Origin of the sequence: Deinococcus sp. LM3 (assembly GCF_002017875.1) — a bacterium.
Classification (GTDB): Bacteria; Deinococcota; Deinococci; order Deinococcales; family Deinococcaceae; genus Deinococcus.
This window is the reverse complement of the sequence record NZ_MUFV01000001.1, coordinates 1,392,336-1,407,527: the sequence shown is the minus strand read 5'-3', so window position 1 is coordinate 1,407,527 and position 15,192 is coordinate 1,392,336. Positions and strand designations below refer to the sequence as shown.

Annotated in this window: 13 protein-coding genes; 11 read left to right on the top strand and 2 right to left on the bottom strand. The window is 69.3% G+C overall.

All coding sequences use genetic code 11. The features are described 5' to 3' along the window. Nucleotides 1-66: 66 nt before the first annotated feature. On the bottom strand, nt 67-1,872 hold the full coding sequence (mnmG, locus tag BXU09_RS06625) for a tRNA uridine-5-carboxymethylaminomethyl(34) synthesis enzyme MnmG (RefSeq protein WP_078301328.1): 1,806 nt from the start codon (nt 1,870-1,872) through the stop codon (nt 67-69). Nucleotides 1,873-1,994: 122 nt separating this feature from the next. On the opposite strand from mnmG, the gene BXU09_RS06620 reads away from it, so the two are divergent. The 9 genes from BXU09_RS06620 to dprA all read left to right on the top strand — a co-directional run bounded on the left by BXU09_RS06620 (nt 1,995) and on the right by dprA (nt 11,917). Beyond that, complete coding sequence (locus BXU09_RS06620; protein WP_078301327.1) at nt 1,995-3,596, top strand: aminotransferase class V-fold PLP-dependent enzyme; 1,602 nt, start codon at nt 1,995-1,997, stop codon at nt 3,594-3,596. A 281-nt stretch (nt 3,597-3,877) separates the two neighbouring features. Then, entirely contained in the window at nt 3,878-5,002 is a 1,125-nt protein-coding gene (locus BXU09_RS06615) for a thiamine pyrophosphate-dependent dehydrogenase E1 component subunit alpha (protein WP_078301325.1), read from the top strand. Further along, entirely contained in the window at nt 4,999-6,027 is a 1,029-nt protein-coding gene (locus BXU09_RS06610; protein WP_055364017.1) for an alpha-ketoacid dehydrogenase subunit beta, read from the top strand. The genes BXU09_RS06615 and BXU09_RS06610 overlap by 4 nt, the downstream gene beginning before the upstream one ends. A gap of 30 nt (nt 6,028-6,057) precedes the next feature. Then, nucleotides 6,058-6,291: a hypothetical protein gene (locus BXU09_RS06605; RefSeq protein WP_078301324.1), complete on the top strand. Its 234-nt coding sequence runs from the start codon at nt 6,058-6,060 to the stop codon at nt 6,289-6,291. 16 nt (nt 6,292-6,307) lie between these two features. Then, nucleotides 6,308-7,828 carry a dihydrolipoamide acetyltransferase family protein gene (locus BXU09_RS06600; RefSeq protein ID WP_078301322.1) on the top strand — a complete coding sequence of 507 codons (1,521 nt, stop codon included), beginning with the start codon at nt 6,308-6,310 and terminating at the stop codon, nt 7,826-7,828. A gap of 251 nt (nt 7,829-8,079) precedes the next feature. Continuing rightward, nucleotides 8,080-8,478 (top strand): hypothetical protein, encoded by a 399-nt coding sequence (locus BXU09_RS06595; RefSeq protein ID WP_078301321.1) that lies wholly within the window; start codon nt 8,080-8,082, stop codon nt 8,476-8,478. Nucleotides 8,479-8,628: 150 nt separating this feature from the next. Then, the gene (locus BXU09_RS06590) at nt 8,629-9,288 is read left to right on the top strand and encodes a response regulator transcription factor (RefSeq protein ID WP_078301320.1); all 660 of its coding nucleotides are present in this window, start codon (nt 8,629-8,631) and stop codon (nt 9,286-9,288) included. Continuing rightward, nucleotides 9,288-10,727 carry a HAMP domain-containing sensor histidine kinase gene (locus tag BXU09_RS06585; RefSeq protein ID WP_078301319.1) on the top strand — a complete coding sequence of 480 codons (1,440 nt, stop codon included), beginning with the start codon at nt 9,288-9,290 and terminating at the stop codon, nt 10,725-10,727. Before BXU09_RS06590 ends, BXU09_RS06585 begins: the two co-directional genes overlap by 1 nt. 86 nt (nt 10,728-10,813) lie before the next feature. After that, a complete protein-coding gene (gene dprA / locus BXU09_RS06580) occupies nt 10,814-11,917 on the top strand; it encodes a DNA-processing protein DprA (protein ID WP_240501057.1) in 1,104 nt (367 codons plus the stop codon). Nucleotides 11,918-12,079: 162 nt separating this feature from the next. Here the strand turns inward: dprA and BXU09_RS06575 are convergent, their stop codons facing one another. Next, entirely contained in the window at nt 12,080-12,367 is a 288-nt protein-coding gene (locus tag BXU09_RS06575; RefSeq protein WP_078301318.1) for a hypothetical protein, read from the bottom strand. Nucleotides 12,368-12,385: 18 nt separating this feature from the next. Between BXU09_RS06575 and BXU09_RS06570 the strand changes: the two genes are divergently transcribed. Then, nucleotides 12,386-13,360, top strand: coding sequence for an NAD-dependent epimerase/dehydratase family protein (locus BXU09_RS06570; protein ID WP_078301317.1), 975 nt, complete (start codon nt 12,386-12,388; stop codon nt 13,358-13,360). A 113-nt stretch (nt 13,361-13,473) separates the two neighbouring features. After that, complete coding sequence (gene dnaA / locus BXU09_RS06565; RefSeq protein ID WP_078304815.1) at nt 13,474-14,850, top strand: chromosomal replication initiator protein DnaA; 1,377 nt, start codon at nt 13,474-13,476, stop codon at nt 14,848-14,850. Nucleotides 14,851-15,192: the final 342 nt, after the last annotated feature.

Here is a 15,192-nt window from a genome sequence, read left to right as displayed (position 1 = left end):
CGTCAAGCCGGAGCATGGAGGGCGGGGCGCACCCTTCAATGCGCCCCGCCCTGCCTTGTTTCACTGTCAGGTTTCCCGTGAAACGCTCCGTCCCTTCAGGTGAACCAGCAGCGCGCTGATGTCAGCGTGGCGCACACCCGAGATGCGGCTGGCCTGCTCCACCGTCTGCGGTTGCAGGCGCACCAGCTTCTCGCGGGCCTCGTTGGACAGCGAGCCGATGGCCGCAAAATCCACGCCGCCCAGGCTCAGGTCACGCGAGCGGTCCTCGGCCCGCAGCTGAATCTCGGCGCGGCGGATGTATCCGGCGTACTTCACGCGGATCTCGACCGCCTCACGCTCGGCGGCCGAGAGTTCCGGCAGGGTCACGCCCAGCGCCTCCACGTCCGGCAGTGTGAACTCCGGGCGGCGCAGCCACGCGTCCCCGGTCTGCCCCTGTGCCCGCTGGGCGGCCAGCGCGTCGATTCCGGCCTGCACGCGGGCGTACTTCGCCTCGACCCGCGCGACCTCGGCGGCGTCCACCAGTCCCAGCGCGTGCCCGATGGGCGTCATGCGCTCGTCGGCGTTGTCCTGACGCACCAGCAGGCGGTGCTCGACGCGACTTGTCATCATGCGGTACGGCTCGTTGCTCCCCTTGAACACCAGTTCGTCCAGCAGCACCCCGATGTACCCGGTCTCACGCCCGATGAACTGTTCAGCCTCTCCCCCGGCGCGGCGGGCAGCGGCCGTGCCGGCGATCAATCCCTGCGCGGCCGCCTCCTCGTACCCGCTGGTGCCGTTGATCTGGCCGGCCGTGAACAGGCCCGGCATCAGCTTCGATTCCAGGTTCAGGGTCAGTTCCAGGGAATCCACCACGTCGTACTCGACGGCGTAGGCGTAGCGCTGGATCACGGCCTGCTCGAATCCGGGCAGCGTGCGCACCAGTGCGTCCTGAAGGTGCGGCGGCAGCGAGGAGCTGAAGCCCTGCAGGTACACCTCGCTGGTCTGCACGCCGTCCGGCTCCACGAACAGCAGGTGCCGGTCGTGATGGGCGAAGCGCACGACCTTGTCCTCGATACTGGGGCAGTAGCGCGGCCCCAGGCCCTCGATATCCCCGGCGTACATGGGCGACTCGTGGATGTTCTCGTGAATCAGGCGGTGCGTTTCCGGGGTGGTGTGCGTCTGCCAGGTGGGAGACTCGGCGGCGCGCGGGCCGGGCGTACCAGTGAAGCCGCGCGGATTGGGGTCGGCCGGGATCTCCAGCAGCTCGGCGAAGTTCACGGCGTCGGCACGCACGCGGGGCGGCGTGCCGGTCTTGAAGCGTTTCAGGACGTGCCCGGCGCGGGCCAGCGGCGCAGACAGGAAGCGCGAGGGCGGCTCGCCCTGACGGCCCTCGACGCGGGACTGCCGCCCGTACCAGGTGACGCCGCGCATGAAGGTCCCGGCCGCCACGACCACGCTGCGCGCCGCCAGTCGGCGCCCGTCGGTGGTGACGACCAGCCAGCCGCCCCGCCCGTCGCTTTCCAGGTCGGCGGCCTCGCCGCGCAGGATGTCGATGTTCGGATGTCCGAAGATCACGTCCTGCGCCCGCTCGGCGTAGGCATCCCGCTCGTTCTGCACGCGCAGGGACTGGACGGCCGGGCCCTTGCTGGCATTCAGCACGCGGGTGTGAATGGCGGTCTCGTCGGCCAGTCGGCCCATCAGGCCGCCCATGGCCTGTAACTCGAACACCAGCTGGCTCTTGCCGGGGCCGCCCACCGCCGGGTTGCAGGGCATGCGGCCCACCGTGGCGGGGTTGCCGATCAGCAGGGCCACGCGGGAGAACTTCGCGGCGGCCCACGCCGCTTCCAGGCCCGCGTGTCCACCACCGATTACGATCACATTCCAGCCACTCATCTCAACTGGTCAGTGTACCGGGCGCTGTGCAGGCGCAGGGTGACCCGCATTCCCGAACGCGGCCCGGCCCGTCGGGGGTGTGCGGCCACCATGAGCGCCGTGAAGGCCCCTTAAGATGAGGCATGGATTTTGCTGCGCTGCGCGCTGACCTGATCGGTACCGACGTCCTGATCGACACGCCCTTCGGCGAGCGGCGCGTGACGTACGCCGATTACGTCGCGTCGGGCCGGGCGCTGCACTCGGTCGAGCGGCGCCTGGAAACGCTGGCGCTGCCGCTGTACGCGAACACCCACACCGAGGACAGCGCCACGGGCGCGCACCTGACGCACCTGACGCATCAGGCGGCCGGGTACATCAAGGAGCAGCTGGGCGCGGACAGCACCTGCAAACTGGTGTTCTGCGGGTCCGGCAGCACGGCCGCCGTGCGCCGCATGCAGGACATCCTGGGGCTGGTCGTGGGCGGGCCGCACCGGCAGACCGTGCTGGACGCCCTGCCGGACTCGCAGCGGCCGGTGGTGTTCGTCGGGCCGTATGAGCATCACAGCAACGAGATCAGCTGGCGCGAGACGCTGGCCGAGGTCGTCGAGATTCCGCTGTGCGAGCGCGGCAACTTGGACCTCGGCGCGCTGCTCAGGGCGCTGAAAGACCCCCGCTACGCCGGGCGGCCCCGGATCGGGTCGTTCAGCGCGGCCAGCAACGTGACGGGCCTGCTGACCGATACCCGGTCGGTGGCGCGCCTGCTGCACGCGCACGGGGCGTTCGCGTTCTTCGATTTCGCGGCCAGTGGGCCGTACGTGAAGATCGACATGAAACCCGGCCGCCCCGACGGGTACGACGCGGTGTTCCTCAGTCCGCACAAGTTCGCGGGCGGGCCGGGCACGCCGGGCCTGCTGTGCTTCCGGCAGGAGCTGTACCACCTGAGCGTGCCCAGCACGCCGGGCGGCGGCACGGTCCGTTTCGTGAACCGCACGGCGCAGCTGTACGTGGAGGACATCGAGGCCCGCGAGGACGCCGGGACGCCCGCCATTCTGGGCAAGCTGCGCGCCGCGCTGGCCTTCCGGGTTAAGGAGCAGTTGGGTACCGACGCCCTGACCGCCCGTGAGCACGAACTGTACGGCCGCGCCCTGAGCCGCCTGCGCGGGAACCCCCGTCTGAAACTGCTGGGGAACCTGGATGCGCCCCGGCTGGCGTTCCTGTCGTTCCTGACCTTCACGTCTGCGGGCACGCAGCTGCATCCCCGGCTGGTCGTGCGGCTGCTGAACGACCTGTTCGGCATTCAGGCGCGCGGCGGTTGCGCCTGCGCCGGGCCGTACGGGCACGCGCTGCTGGAGATCGACGACCGGCGCAGCGAGCAGTTCATGCAGTGCGCCGTGAACCACCTGGACGGCGTGAAGCCCGGCTGGACCCGCCTGAACCTCGCGCCGTGGGCGCCCGACGAGGAGGTGGAGTTCCTGCTGGACGCCATGGAGTTCGTGGCCGAGTACGGCGAGCGTTTCGTGGCGCTGTACGACTTCGACTGGGCCAGTGGGGCCTGGACGCACCCGGCGGACCGCGCACCCATGAGCCTGTTCGGGGACGCCCGCCCGAAACGGCAGGCGGGCCCGGTGCCGTTCGCGGCCTACCTGCACGAGGCGCGGGCGCTGGCACAGGCACTGGCCCCGGCAGGGGAGGGGAGACCCGTTCCGGCAGGGGTGCCCGAGGGACTGGTGTTCTTCGCGCACTGATGGCCTGAACGCCGGACAGGGAAGCAGGTCAGCCGGGATACAACGGCTGACCTGCTCGCCTTTCCGTCCGGTCTGACCGGACAAAGGGCAGTCTTCCGGCGTTCCGGGGGGCGGCTGGAGGGTGCCGGGCAGGGCCTCGGGGCCGCCGGGGGCCGGGTAGGTTTCCCGCGCGGGGGTCAAACCGTCTAAAATGCCTAACGAGCGTTTGCTAGACAGATCGATCAGGGGAGGAGCCGGCCACCGCGCCGCGCCTTCGGCCCCCTGTCAGGAGGCCCCAGCCCATGATTCAACCCTTCACCCCTGAACCCATCCGCTTCGTGGCGGAGGACGGCACGCCGGTCCAGCCGCTGCCCGAACGGTTCACGCCCGACCTGCTGCGCGAGCTGCACGCCCTGATGCTGCGCGCCCGTGAATTCGACCGCAAACTCATCACGCTGCTCCGCCAGGGGCGCACCACCTTCTACGCGCAGTCCAGCGGCATGGAAGCCACCCAGGTGGGCCTGGCCCGCTCGATCCGCGTCGGGCACGACTGGGTCTGGCCCTACTACCGCGACCACACGCTGGGCCTCGCCATGGGCGTCCCGATGGCCGAGTTGCTCAGCCAGTGCCTCGGCACGAACAGCGACTCCTCGCGCGGGCGGCAGATGCCGCACCACTTCGCGGCGCAGGCGCAGAACTTCGTGAGCATCAGTTCCTCCATCGCCTCGCAGGTGCCGCCCGCCGCCGGGAACGCCATGGCGCAGAAGTACCTGGGCGTGGATGAACTCACGGTCTGCACCTTCGGGGACGGCGCGACCAGCGAGGGCGACTGGCACGCCGGACTGAACATGGCCGGCGCCGCCAAGGCCCCCGCGATGTTCGTCTGCGAGAACAACCAGTGGGCGATCAGCACCTCCATCCGCGAGCAGACGGCCAGCGAGACCATCCACATCAAGGCCAAAGCCTACGGGATGCCCGGCTACTACGTGGACGGCAACGACATCGTGGCCGTCATGGAGGTCTGCGGGTACGTGGCCGACCAGATCCGCGCCGGGCACGGTCCCGCGCTCGTCGAGTGCCTGACCTACCGCGTGGGCTCTCACAGCAACGCCGACGCGGACGCCGAGAAGCACTACCGCACCCGCGAGGAGGTCGAGGAGTGGCTGGGCCGCGACCCGATCACCCGCATCGAGAAGCTGCTGGAGCATCTGGGCCACCCGGTCAGCGCCGAGGAACGCGCCGACCTGATCGCCCAGACGCACCGCGAGGTCGACGAGCAGGTCCTGAAGGCCGAGGCGACCGGCCAACCCGACTGGCGGATCATGTTCGAGGACGTGTACGCCGACCTGCCGGGCCACCTGCGCGACCAGGAAGCCTTCCTGCGCGCCGAGCAGACCGGGCAGACCGGTCAGGGAGGACGGGCATGACCGCCACGCAGGAACGCACCCCCACCCAGGGGACCGACGCCGAAACCGGCACGCGCACCATCAACCTGATCCAGGCCGTGACCGAGACCATCGCCGAGGAGATGGAACGCGACAGCCGCGTCGTGCTGTTCGGTGAGGACGTCGGCGCGCGCGGCGGCGTGTTCATGGCGACCGCCGGCCTTCAGGAACGCTTCGGGCCGCGCCGCGTGTTCGATACGCCCCTGAGCGAGGCCAGCATCGTGGGCGCCGCCGTGGGCATGGCCGTGCGCGGCCTGCGGCCCATCGCGGAAATTCAGTTCGCGGACTACATGGGGCCCGGCTTCGACCAGATCATCTCGCAGGCCGCCAAGATCCGCTACCGGTCGGGCGGGCAGTTCACGGCCCCCATGGTCATCCGCACGCCGTCGGGCGGCGGTGTGAAGGGCGGGCACCACCACAGCCAGAGCCCCGAGAGTTACTACACGCACACGCCGGGCCTGAAGGTCGTGATGCCCAGCACCCCCTACGACGCCAAGGGCCTGCTGCGCAGCGCCGTGCGCGGCGAGGACCCCGTGATCTTCTTCGAACCCAAACGCCTGTACCGCGCCGCCAAGGGCGAGGTGCCCGCCCACGATTACGTCGTGCGGTTCGGCGAGGCCGCCGTGCGCCGCGAGGGCACGGACCTGTCCCTGATCGGGTACGGGGGCGTCATGCCGGACCTCGAGAGGGCCGCCGACGCCCTGGCCGCCGAGGGGGTCAGCGTGGAGGTCATCGACCTGCGCTCGCTGGTGCCGTGGGACAAGGACCGCGTGCTGAGCAGCGTCGAGAAGACCGGCCGCGCCGTGCTGGTCAGCGAGGCCCCGCGCATCAGCAACTTCATGGGCGAGGTCGCGTACGTCATCCAGGAGCAGGTTTTCGACTCCCTGACCGCCCCGGTCGGACAGGTGGCGGGCTTCGACACGCCGTACCCGTACGTGCAGGACAAGGTGTACCTGCCCGGCCCCAACCGCATCGTGGCCGCCTGCGTCCGCGCGCTGAACTACTGACCGTCCCCTGAACGCCTTACCCTGAACTCCATGAAACCCGACCTGCTTCGTCCCCTGCTGGGCTCCATCGGCCTGGTGATCGGTTTCGCGCTGTACGCCCTGGCGGGCCGACTGGCCGAACCGTGGCAGAGCGCCGCGATCGGCGGCATGTTCGCCCTGCTGGGCGTCAGCGCCTGGGTGTACGCGCGCGGGGAACGCTGGATTCAGGGACTGGCCCTCCTGCTCATCATCTACGGCCTGCTGCGCACGTTCGTGCTGCGCTGAGCCCCCGAGGTTCCCCATGAAAGAAGTCCTGCTGCCCGAACTCGCTGAAAGTGTCGTCGAGGGTGAAATCCTCAAGTGGCTGGTGTCCGAGGGCGACACCATCGTGCTGGAACAGCCGCTGTGCGAGGTCATGACCGACAAGGTCACGGTGGAACTCCCCAGCCCCGTCGCGGGCGTCCTGCACCGGCGACTGGCCGGCGAGGGCGACGTGGTCGCCGTTCACGCCGCCATCGCCCTGATCGACGAGACCGGCGGGGCCGCCCCCGAAGCCTCCGCCCCAGCGCCCCAGGCAACTGAGACTCAGGCGCCCTCCATTCAGGCGCAGGAGGAACGCGAGCAGATCGCGGGCGCGCCCGAGGACCGGGGCGGCAGCATCGTGGAGGCCGGCCACCTGGCCGGCAAGGCCGACGACGACGCCAGCAGCCTGTTCAAGGCCTTCGCCTCGGACGAGCAGGTGCAGGTGCAGGGCCTCGGCGTGCGCGGCGCCTCCGCTCCGCAGGCGGCCGCCCAGACCGCCGCCCAGCCCGCCCGCGCGGACGGCCGGGTGCTGGCCGTGCCCGCCGCCCGGCAACTGGCCCGCGAACTGAACGTGCCCCTGACCGACGTGCGTGGCAGTGGCCCCAACGGCCGCATCCGCGTCGGAGACGTCCTCTCGCACCACCAGGGCGCAGCGGCGGCGGCCAGCGCCCCCGCAATCCCCGCTCCGGCCGGCAGCGCACCCACCGCAGCGCCAGCAGCCTCCACCCCTGCACCGACAGCGCCCGCCGCGAAGGGGGCCGGTGGCATGCCGGTCGCGCCCGTGCAGTACCGCACGCCGAAGGGGTACGAGCATCTGGAAGACCGCGTGCCGCTGCGGGGCATGCGCCGCGCCATCAGTAACCAGATGCAGGCCAGTCACCTGTACACCGTACGCACCCTGACGGTGGACGAGGTAAACCTGACCAAGCTCGTGGAGTTCCGCGCCCGCGTGAAGGACGATGCGGCGGCCGCCGGCGTGAAACTGTCGTACCTGCCGTTCATCTTCCGGGCGGTCGCGGCGGCGCTGCGCAAGTACCCGAGCCTGAACACCTCCTTCGACGAGGCCACGCAGGAGATCGTGCAGAAGCGCTACTACAACATCGGCATGGCGGTCGCCACGGACGCGGGCCTGACCGTGCCGGTCATCCGGGACGTGAACCACAAGAGCCTGTTCGAACTGGCGCGCGAGGTCACGGACATCGCCGGGCGCGCGCAGGCCGGGAAACTCCAGGCGGACGAACTGGCGGGCAGCACCTTCAGCGTCACGAACATCGGGTCCATCGGGGCGCTGTTCTCGTTCCCGATCATCAACGTGCCGGACGCCGCGATCCTGGGCGTGCATTCCATCGTGAAGCGCCCCATCGTGGACGAGTACGACAACATCGTCGTGGCGCACATGATGTACCTGAGTCTGTCGTTCGATCACCGCCTCGTGGACGGCGCCGAGGCCGCGCGCTTCTGCCGGGAAGTGATCCGCCTGCTGGAAAACCCGGACCGCCTGATGCTCGAAGCCCTGTAAAGACGGCCGGAAACGACCGACAGAGGAGAGGCCGGGACTGCGATGTCCGGCCTCTCCTCTGCCTGTGGCGGTCAGGCGCGGACCTTCCCTTCAGGTCCGGTGGGCAATTGCGGCCGGGATTTCAGCGGGGCGTCAGGTCCAGGCGGTAGGCTGGGCAATCACAGGTCAGGTCAAGCGCCGACTGGCCTGATGTCCCGCTTCCTCACTGGCCCCGAGTGGCCTGCCCCGACACTGGAGACCCCCCGACCATCATGCCCAAGTTCCCTGCCCTGCTGCTGTCCGCCCTGCTGCTGTCCACGCCCGCCCACGCCCTGAAAATCAGCGTGTGGGACAGTGAACTGCAGACCAAACTGGGCGACGGCGAGAGCAGCGGCGGGCAACTGAAGGTGCGGCTGGTCGGGGATTACAACGGGCCGGTCGTGGTGCTGTTCGCGCCCAGCGACGAGGAACGCGCCAGGAACACCTTTCCGGGCCTGAAAAGCCGCTACAGCGGCGTGTTGCGTGGCGGCCAGCTGGACCTGCAGGCCGACAGCGGCCCGCAGACGATCACACGCTTCCTGACGGCCTTCAAGCTCACGGTGAGCCTGCAGGCGCCCGGTAGCCCCGTGACCCTGCCCGGCCTGAAAGCCACGCCCGCGAACAAGAAGTAACCCGCCCCGCTGCGGCCCGCAGCAAGGTGCATCGGAGCGGGATTCGTCAGACAGTCTCAAGTCCAGAGACGCAGGCGGCGCGCTAGGATCGGGCCACGCCCCTTTCCACGTTTCCCCGCGGTCCCCTGACCGCCCCACAAGGAGAAAGTCATGCTGGCCCAGATTCTTGTTGTCGAAGACGATCCGCACCTCGGGCCGCTGCTCAAGGAGTACCTGTCCGGTGAGTATCAGGTGCATCACGCTGGCACCCTCAAAGACGCGCAGGCGTGGCTGGGAACGCACACCGCCCAGCTGATCCTGCTGGACCTGAACCTGCCGGACGGTGACGGCCTGGACCTCGTGCAGGCGCTGCGGCAGTACTCCAGCACGCCGGTACTGGTGCTCTCGGCGCGCAGCGGCGTGCAGGAGCGCGTGGCGGGCCTGAACGCCGGCGCGGACGACTACCTGACCAAGCCGTTCGCCATGCCGGAGCTCGACGCGCGCATCACGGCGCTGCTGCGGCGCACGGCGGCCGGGTCGGGCGTGAACCTGGGCAACACCAGCCTGTCCACCAGCAGTCTGCTGCTGACCGTGGACGACAAGCACACCAACCTGACCGAGCACGAGGCGCGCATCCTGGAACTGATGATGCGCACGCCCGAGCGGGTGTTCTCACGCGCGGACATCGAGTCTCACCTGTACGGCTGGGAGACGCCGAACAGCAACTCGGTCGAGGTGCGCATCTCGCAGCTGCGCAAGAAACTGGAGCACGCGGGCAGTGACCTGAGAATCCGCACGATCCGCAACGTCGGGTACGTGCTGCAGGCCTGATGACCCCGGCCGCGCGGCCCGTGACACCCCCGGACGGGTCGCGGCGGGCCGCGCTGCTGGTTCCCGGCGGGGGGCTGGTGTCGGCGCGGGTGGCGTGGCGGCACTCGCTGCGCTTCCGGCTGGCCCTGACGTACAGCCTGCTGGCCCTGGTCCTGATCCTGCTGACCAGTCTGGGCGTGGTGACGCTGCTGCTGTCGCGCATGGATCAGCAGTTCACGGACCGCCTGAACGAACGCGCCGACACGCTGGCCGAGGCGTTCACCGGGGCGCAGCAGGGCCTGGGCCGCACGGCGGGCAGCGCCAGTGCGTACACCATGCTGATCGACACGCAGGGCGTGGTGTACGCGACCAGTCCGATCCTGCGGGAATTCAACGACGCGCCGTTCCCCTTCGGCACCCAGGGGCAGGTGACCGTGCAGGACACCAGTGTCCGCGCCGTGCAGCGCCCGGTGGGGGATTTCGGGACGATCTGGGTGGGCCTGCCCGAGGTGGACCTGATCGCCGCGCGGCAGAGTGCCCTGAGCGCGCTGCTGCTGGCGCTGATCGTGGTCCCGCTGCTGCTGCTGCTGACCGGCTGGTGGGTGGGCCGCCGCGCCCTGAGCGGTCTGGAACACGCCGCGAACCTCGCGGACCGCATCGACCCGACCCGCAGTCTCGCCACGCTGCCGCTGCCGGCGCAGGAGGACGAGGTTCACCGCCTGCTGACCGCCATCAACCGCCTGCTGGTCCGCATCGAGGACGGACAGGTGCGCGAGAAGCAACTGCTGGGGCAGATCGTGCATGAACTGGGCGCGCCGCTGACGGTCCTGAAGGCCAGCCTGCAACGCGCCGAGGAACGCACGAACGACCCGGAAGTGCAGCGGGCCTCGCTGGTCGCCGATGAGCTGACCTTCACCACGCAGGACCTGATGCAGCTGGCGCGCGGGGAACTGGAGATGAAACTCGCGTGGCATTACATCCCGGCCCGGACGCTGCGCGGCCGCGTGGACCGGCTGGTGCCCGGCACGACCTTCACGGGCGACTGGGAGGGCGGCATCCTGTGCGACCCGGACCGGCTGACACAGGCGCTGCGCAACCTGCTGGCGAACGCCCGCCGCGCCGCCGGAATGGACGGCACCGTCACCCTGAACCTGACCGAGACGCCCGAGTGGCTGACCTTCACGGTGCGGGACAGCGGGCCGGGCCTGCCGCCGGAACTGGGAGAGCAGATCTTCCAGCCGTTCGTGAGCGGGGCGGGCAGCAGCGGCCTGGGCCTGAGCGTGTCGCGACAGATCGCGCTGATGCACGGGGGCACCCTGACCGGCGAGAACCACCCGGAGGGGGGCGCGCTGTTCACGCTGGCGATTCCCGGCGCGGCCCTGGGCGACGACAGCGACGAACCCGACGAGGTGGAAGAGACCGACCTGCTGAACGAACCGCCCCTGCCCGCCCGCTCCTGAAGTCAGGGCAGGTGCGGCCCGGCACCCCCGCCGGGCGGAGCGCATTCCGACCCCGCGCAGCCTGGCCCGGACCGTATGCTGACCGGGTGACCAGCCGCCCCCTGTTCGCCGACCTGCACGCTCCCTCCGCGCCGGAGGAACTGCTGGCGCTGCTGACCCTGCGCTTCACGCCGGGGCTGGGGCCGCGCCGCACCGAGAGCCTGCGCGTGCACTTCGGGTCAGCGCACGCGGCGCTGCGCGCTCCCCGCAGCGAACTGCGCGGCGTGCCGGGCCTGGATACCCGCAGTCTGGCCGCCATCGGCACCCCAAAAGCCGCCGAGCAGGCGCAGGCGGAACTGACCGAGGCCGCGCGGCTGGGCGTGACCCTGCTGGGGCGCGGCCTGGACGGTTACCCGCCCGCACTGGACGCCCTGGAGGACGCCCCGGCGGTCCTGTGGGTGCTGGGCGACCTGCCGGACCTGCCGGTCGTGCCGCGCGCCATCGGGATCGTGGGTACGCGCGCCGCCAGTCCTCACGCGGTCTCGCTGACCCGCACGGTCGCGGCAGACCTCGCCCGCGCGGGCGTGGTCGTGGTCAGCGGACTGGCGCGTGGCGTGGACACGGCGGCGCACGGCGCGGCGGTCGAGGCGGGGGGTGTGAGTGTGGGCGTGCTGGGGAGCGCCGTGAACGTCATCTACCCCCGCGAGAACGAGCGGCTGGCCGAACGGCTCACGCTGATCAGCGAGTACCCGCTGGGCACCGGTCCCGCGCAGCATCACTTCCCGACCCGTAACCGACTGATCGCCGCCCTGAGTGCCGGGACGCTGGTCGTCGAGGGTGAACGCAAGAGCGGGTCGCTGATCACCGCCACGCACGCGCTGGAGTGCGGGCGCACCGTGTTCGCCGTGCCGGGCCGCGCCGGGGACCCGCGCGCCGCCGGGCCGCACGCCCTGATCCGCGACGGCGCGGTCCTGACCGAATCGGCCGCCGACATCCTGACCGAATTCGGGTGGGGCAGCGTGCCGCAGCAACCGGCCCTGAACCTCCCGCCCGAGCAGGCGCAGGTACTGGCCGCCATCAATGCGCCCGCCACCCTGGACGACCTTCAGGCCCGCGCGCGCCTGCCGCTGACAGACGTGCAGACCGCGCTGGTCATGCTGCAACTCGCCGGACTGGTCGAGGAAGTCGGGGGGCGCTGGAGCCGACGCTGACCTGATCAGGCGAGTTCCGTCTGTTTCGTTGGCAACCCGGAAGAACACCGAGTCGCCCACTTCACGCCCGGAACCCGCCTCCCTCCTGCTCGCTCTGCTGCGCAGCTCTACGAGTCCGCTCGGATTGAACGGTTTTTGCAAACCATTCAATCGGAGTTCATCTCAGCCGTGCTGCGGGCCGAAGTCCTTCTCCACCGTCACGCGCGGCGGGCCGTTCAGGGTCACGCCTTCCTGCGCGGGGTCCAGCAGGTCAGGGAGCCGGGCACGCAGGCCCACGCTCAGGTGGCCGGCTTCTCCGTTCAGGGTGTCGCCGTGCGGATCGAGGGTCAGGGTCCAGCCTCCGCCGGGCCATTCGACGCGGGTTTCGAGGGACTCGCCGCGCGTCAGGGCCGCGAGTTCCAGATCGTCGATGCGGGCGCGGACGCGGCCCGGTGTGAACCTCACCTTCATGGGTGACAGGATAGGCGCATGGACATCCTGATTCTGGGCGGCACGCAGTTCGTGGGCCGGCACATCGTTCTGGCGTTCCTGGCGGGCGGGCACCGCGTGAGCATCCTGACGCGCGGGCAGTCCCCGGACGAGTTGCCAGAGAACGTTGAGCGGCTGCGCGGCGACCGGGGCGAGGCCGGTGGCCTGGACGCCCTGGCAGAGCGCCGCTGGGACGCCTGCGTGGATGTCAGCGGGTACACGCCAGCGGCCGTGCGGGCGAGTGCGGTGGAGCTGCGGGACCGGGTGGGCCGTTACGTGTTCGTCAGCACGGTCAGCGTGTACGCCGAGCCGGGGCGGCACCCGGTGCGGGAGGACGATCCGCTGCTGCCTCCGGCGCCGGCAGAACAGACCGAGGTGACGGGCGCGAGTTACGGCCCGCTGAAGGTCGCGTGCGAGCAGATCGTGCAGGAGGTGTTCGGGGACCGCGCCACCATCCTGCGGCCGCAGATCGTGGCGGGGCCGTTCGATCACACGGCCCGCTACCCGTACTGGCCAGACCGGGCTGCCGGTGGGGGAGGGGAGACCCTGCTGCCCGGCGACGGCGAGGATCACGTGCAGGTGATCGACGCGCGTGACCTCGCCGCGTTCACGGTGCGCGTGGTTGCGCAGAGCGTGACTGGCGTGTTCAACGTGGCCGGGCCGCGCCTGAGCTGGGCGGCCTTCGCGGGCGTGCTGGGCATCCGGCACCCGGTGTGGGTCCCGGCGGACGCGCTGGAACGCCTGGGCCTGGGCTTCCGGGAGTTGCCGCTGTTCATTCCGGAGAGTGGCGAGCAGGCAGGCCTGATGGACGTGAGCGCCGACCGGGCCCTGACAGCGGGCCTGACCCTGCGTGACCCGGCCGTCACAGCCCGCGACACCCGTGCCTGGAGTGCCGGGGCGGACCTGACCTACGCCCTGACGCCCGAGCGCGAGGCACAGGCCCTGGCCGCGTGGAGAGAAGAGCAGGCCAGGTAGAGCCGGGTAGAATAGCCGGCGCCCCGGCTTCTCTCCACAGGACCCCTGAGAGAAGCCGGGGCGGATGGTATGCTGACCCCCGCTTCAAGAGTGCCTTAAGGGAGGTGCGCCTTATCTCGCAGGAAATCTGGGCGGACGTGCTTGGGTACGTCCGCAAGAACATTTCAGAGGTGGAATACCACACCTGGTTCGCCCCCGTGAAGAACCTCGGCGTGCAGGAAGGCTCGCTGGTGCTGGGCGTCCGCAACTCGTTCGCGCAGGAGTGGTTCCGCAAGCATTACCTGGAGTTGCTGGAGGACGCGCTGCGCAGTCTGGGCGCGCAGAATCCGCAGGTGAGTTTCCAGGTGCTGCCCGCCGCGCAGGACGCACTGCTGCTGCCCAGCGACCCGCCGCCGCCCCCACCGGCCCCGGCCGGGCGCGCTGCCCCGGCCCCCTCGCCCGTCGAGAACCGCAAGGTCCTGAACCCCAAGTACACCTTCGAGAACTTCGTGGTGGGGCCGAACAACAACCTCGCGCACGCGGCGGCGCTGGCCGTCGCGGAGTCGCCCGGCAAGGCGTACAACCCGCTGTTCATCTACGGGGACGTCGGGCTGGGCAAGACCCACCTGATGCACGCGGTCGGGCATTACATGACCGAGCGCTTTCCGGGTAAGCGCATCGAGTACGTCTCGACCGAGTCGTTCACGAACGACTTGATCAACGCGATCCGCGAGGACCGCATGACGCAGTTCCGCAACCGCTACCGCAGTGTGGACCTGCTGCTGGTCGACGATATTCAGTTCCTGGCTGGCAAGGAGCGCACGCAGGAGGAGTTTTTTCACACCTTCAACGCGCTGTACGAGAACCACAAGCAGATCATCCTGAGTTCCGACCGGCCGCCGAAGGACATCCAGACGCTGGAGGGGCGGCTGCGCAGCCGCTTCGAGTGGGGCCTGATCACGGACATCCAGTCGCCGGAATACGAAACGCGCGTGGCGATCCTGAAGATGAATGCCGAGCATAACCGCATCGACATTCCTCAGGAGGTCCTGGAACTGATCGCGCGGCAGGTCACGAGCAACATCCGTGAACTGGAAGGCGCGCTGATGCGGGTGGTGGCGTTTTCCAGCCTGAACAACGTGCCCTTCAGCCGGGCGGTGGCGGCCAAGGCGCTGAGCAACGTGTTCACGCCGCAGGAAGTCAAGGTCGAGATGATGGACGTTCTCAAGCAGGTGGCGGCGCATTACAACATGCCGCCGGACGTGATCCGTGGGTCGGGGCGGGTGCGTGAGGTGGTGCTGCCGCGTCAGGTGGCGCAGTACCTGATCCGCGAGCTCACAGATCATTCGCTGCCGGAGATCGGGCAGTTCTTCGGGCGGGATCACTCGACCGTCATGCACGCCATCAGCAAGGTGACGGAGCAGGTGGGCCGCGATCCCGAGATCACGGCGGCGGTCGAGACGCTGCGGCGCCGGATGCAGGGTCTGGCCGATGACGAGAATGAGGCATAATGCTGGGGTCGTTTTTTCCTGACGGCAGAATAAGTTCCAAATTCCGTTCCAAAACCGTGTGCGCAGTTTCACAAGCTGTGGATAACCCTGTGGATAACCTGTGGATAACCCCGTTTTTTCTGTGGATAAAATTGTGGATAACCCGGTCCCCCTGGACCCCTGTGGATAACTGCCCTTTTTGTCCACAGGTTATCCACAGGAAAGTGCCACTTATCCACAATTTTGTCCACAGGACAGACCCGCTCTGGGCGCAGCCCTAGACCACTTTTCCACAGTTTCCACAGGCCCTATTACTACTACTACTATCTTTTTTTAATATAAGAACAGATAAAAGATAGGACC

Bases quoted from the DNA above. Each gene is read 5' to 3' on its own strand.
- mnmG (WP_078301328.1), bottom strand. From the start codon at position 1,872: ATGAGTGGCTGGAATGTGATCGTAATCGGTGGTGGACACGCGGGCCTG.
- BXU09_RS06620 (WP_078301327.1), top strand. From the start codon at position 1,995: ATGGATTTTGCTGCGCTGCGCGCTGACCTGATCGGTACCGACGTCCTG.
- BXU09_RS06615 (WP_078301325.1), top strand. From the start codon at position 3,878: ATGATTCAACCCTTCACCCCTGAACCCATCCGCTTCGTGGCGGAGGAC.
- BXU09_RS06610 (WP_055364017.1), top strand. From the start codon at position 4,999: ATGACCGCCACGCAGGAACGCACCCCCACCCAGGGGACCGACGCCGAA.
- BXU09_RS06605 (WP_078301324.1), top strand. From the start codon at position 6,058: ATGAAACCCGACCTGCTTCGTCCCCTGCTGGGCTCCATCGGCCTGGTG.
- BXU09_RS06600 (WP_078301322.1), top strand. From the start codon at position 6,308: ATGAAAGAAGTCCTGCTGCCCGAACTCGCTGAAAGTGTCGTCGAGGGT.
- BXU09_RS06595 (WP_078301321.1), top strand. From the start codon at position 8,080: ATGCCCAAGTTCCCTGCCCTGCTGCTGTCCGCCCTGCTGCTGTCCACG.
- BXU09_RS06590 (WP_078301320.1), top strand. From the start codon at position 8,629: ATGCTGGCCCAGATTCTTGTTGTCGAAGACGATCCGCACCTCGGGCCG.
- BXU09_RS06585 (WP_078301319.1), top strand. From the start codon at position 9,288: ATGACCCCGGCCGCGCGGCCCGTGACACCCCCGGACGGGTCGCGGCGG.
- BXU09_RS06575 (WP_078301318.1), bottom strand. From the start codon at position 12,367: ATGAAGGTGAGGTTCACACCGGGCCGCGTCCGCGCCCGCATCGACGAT.
- BXU09_RS06570 (WP_078301317.1), top strand. From the start codon at position 12,386: ATGGACATCCTGATTCTGGGCGGCACGCAGTTCGTGGGCCGGCACATC.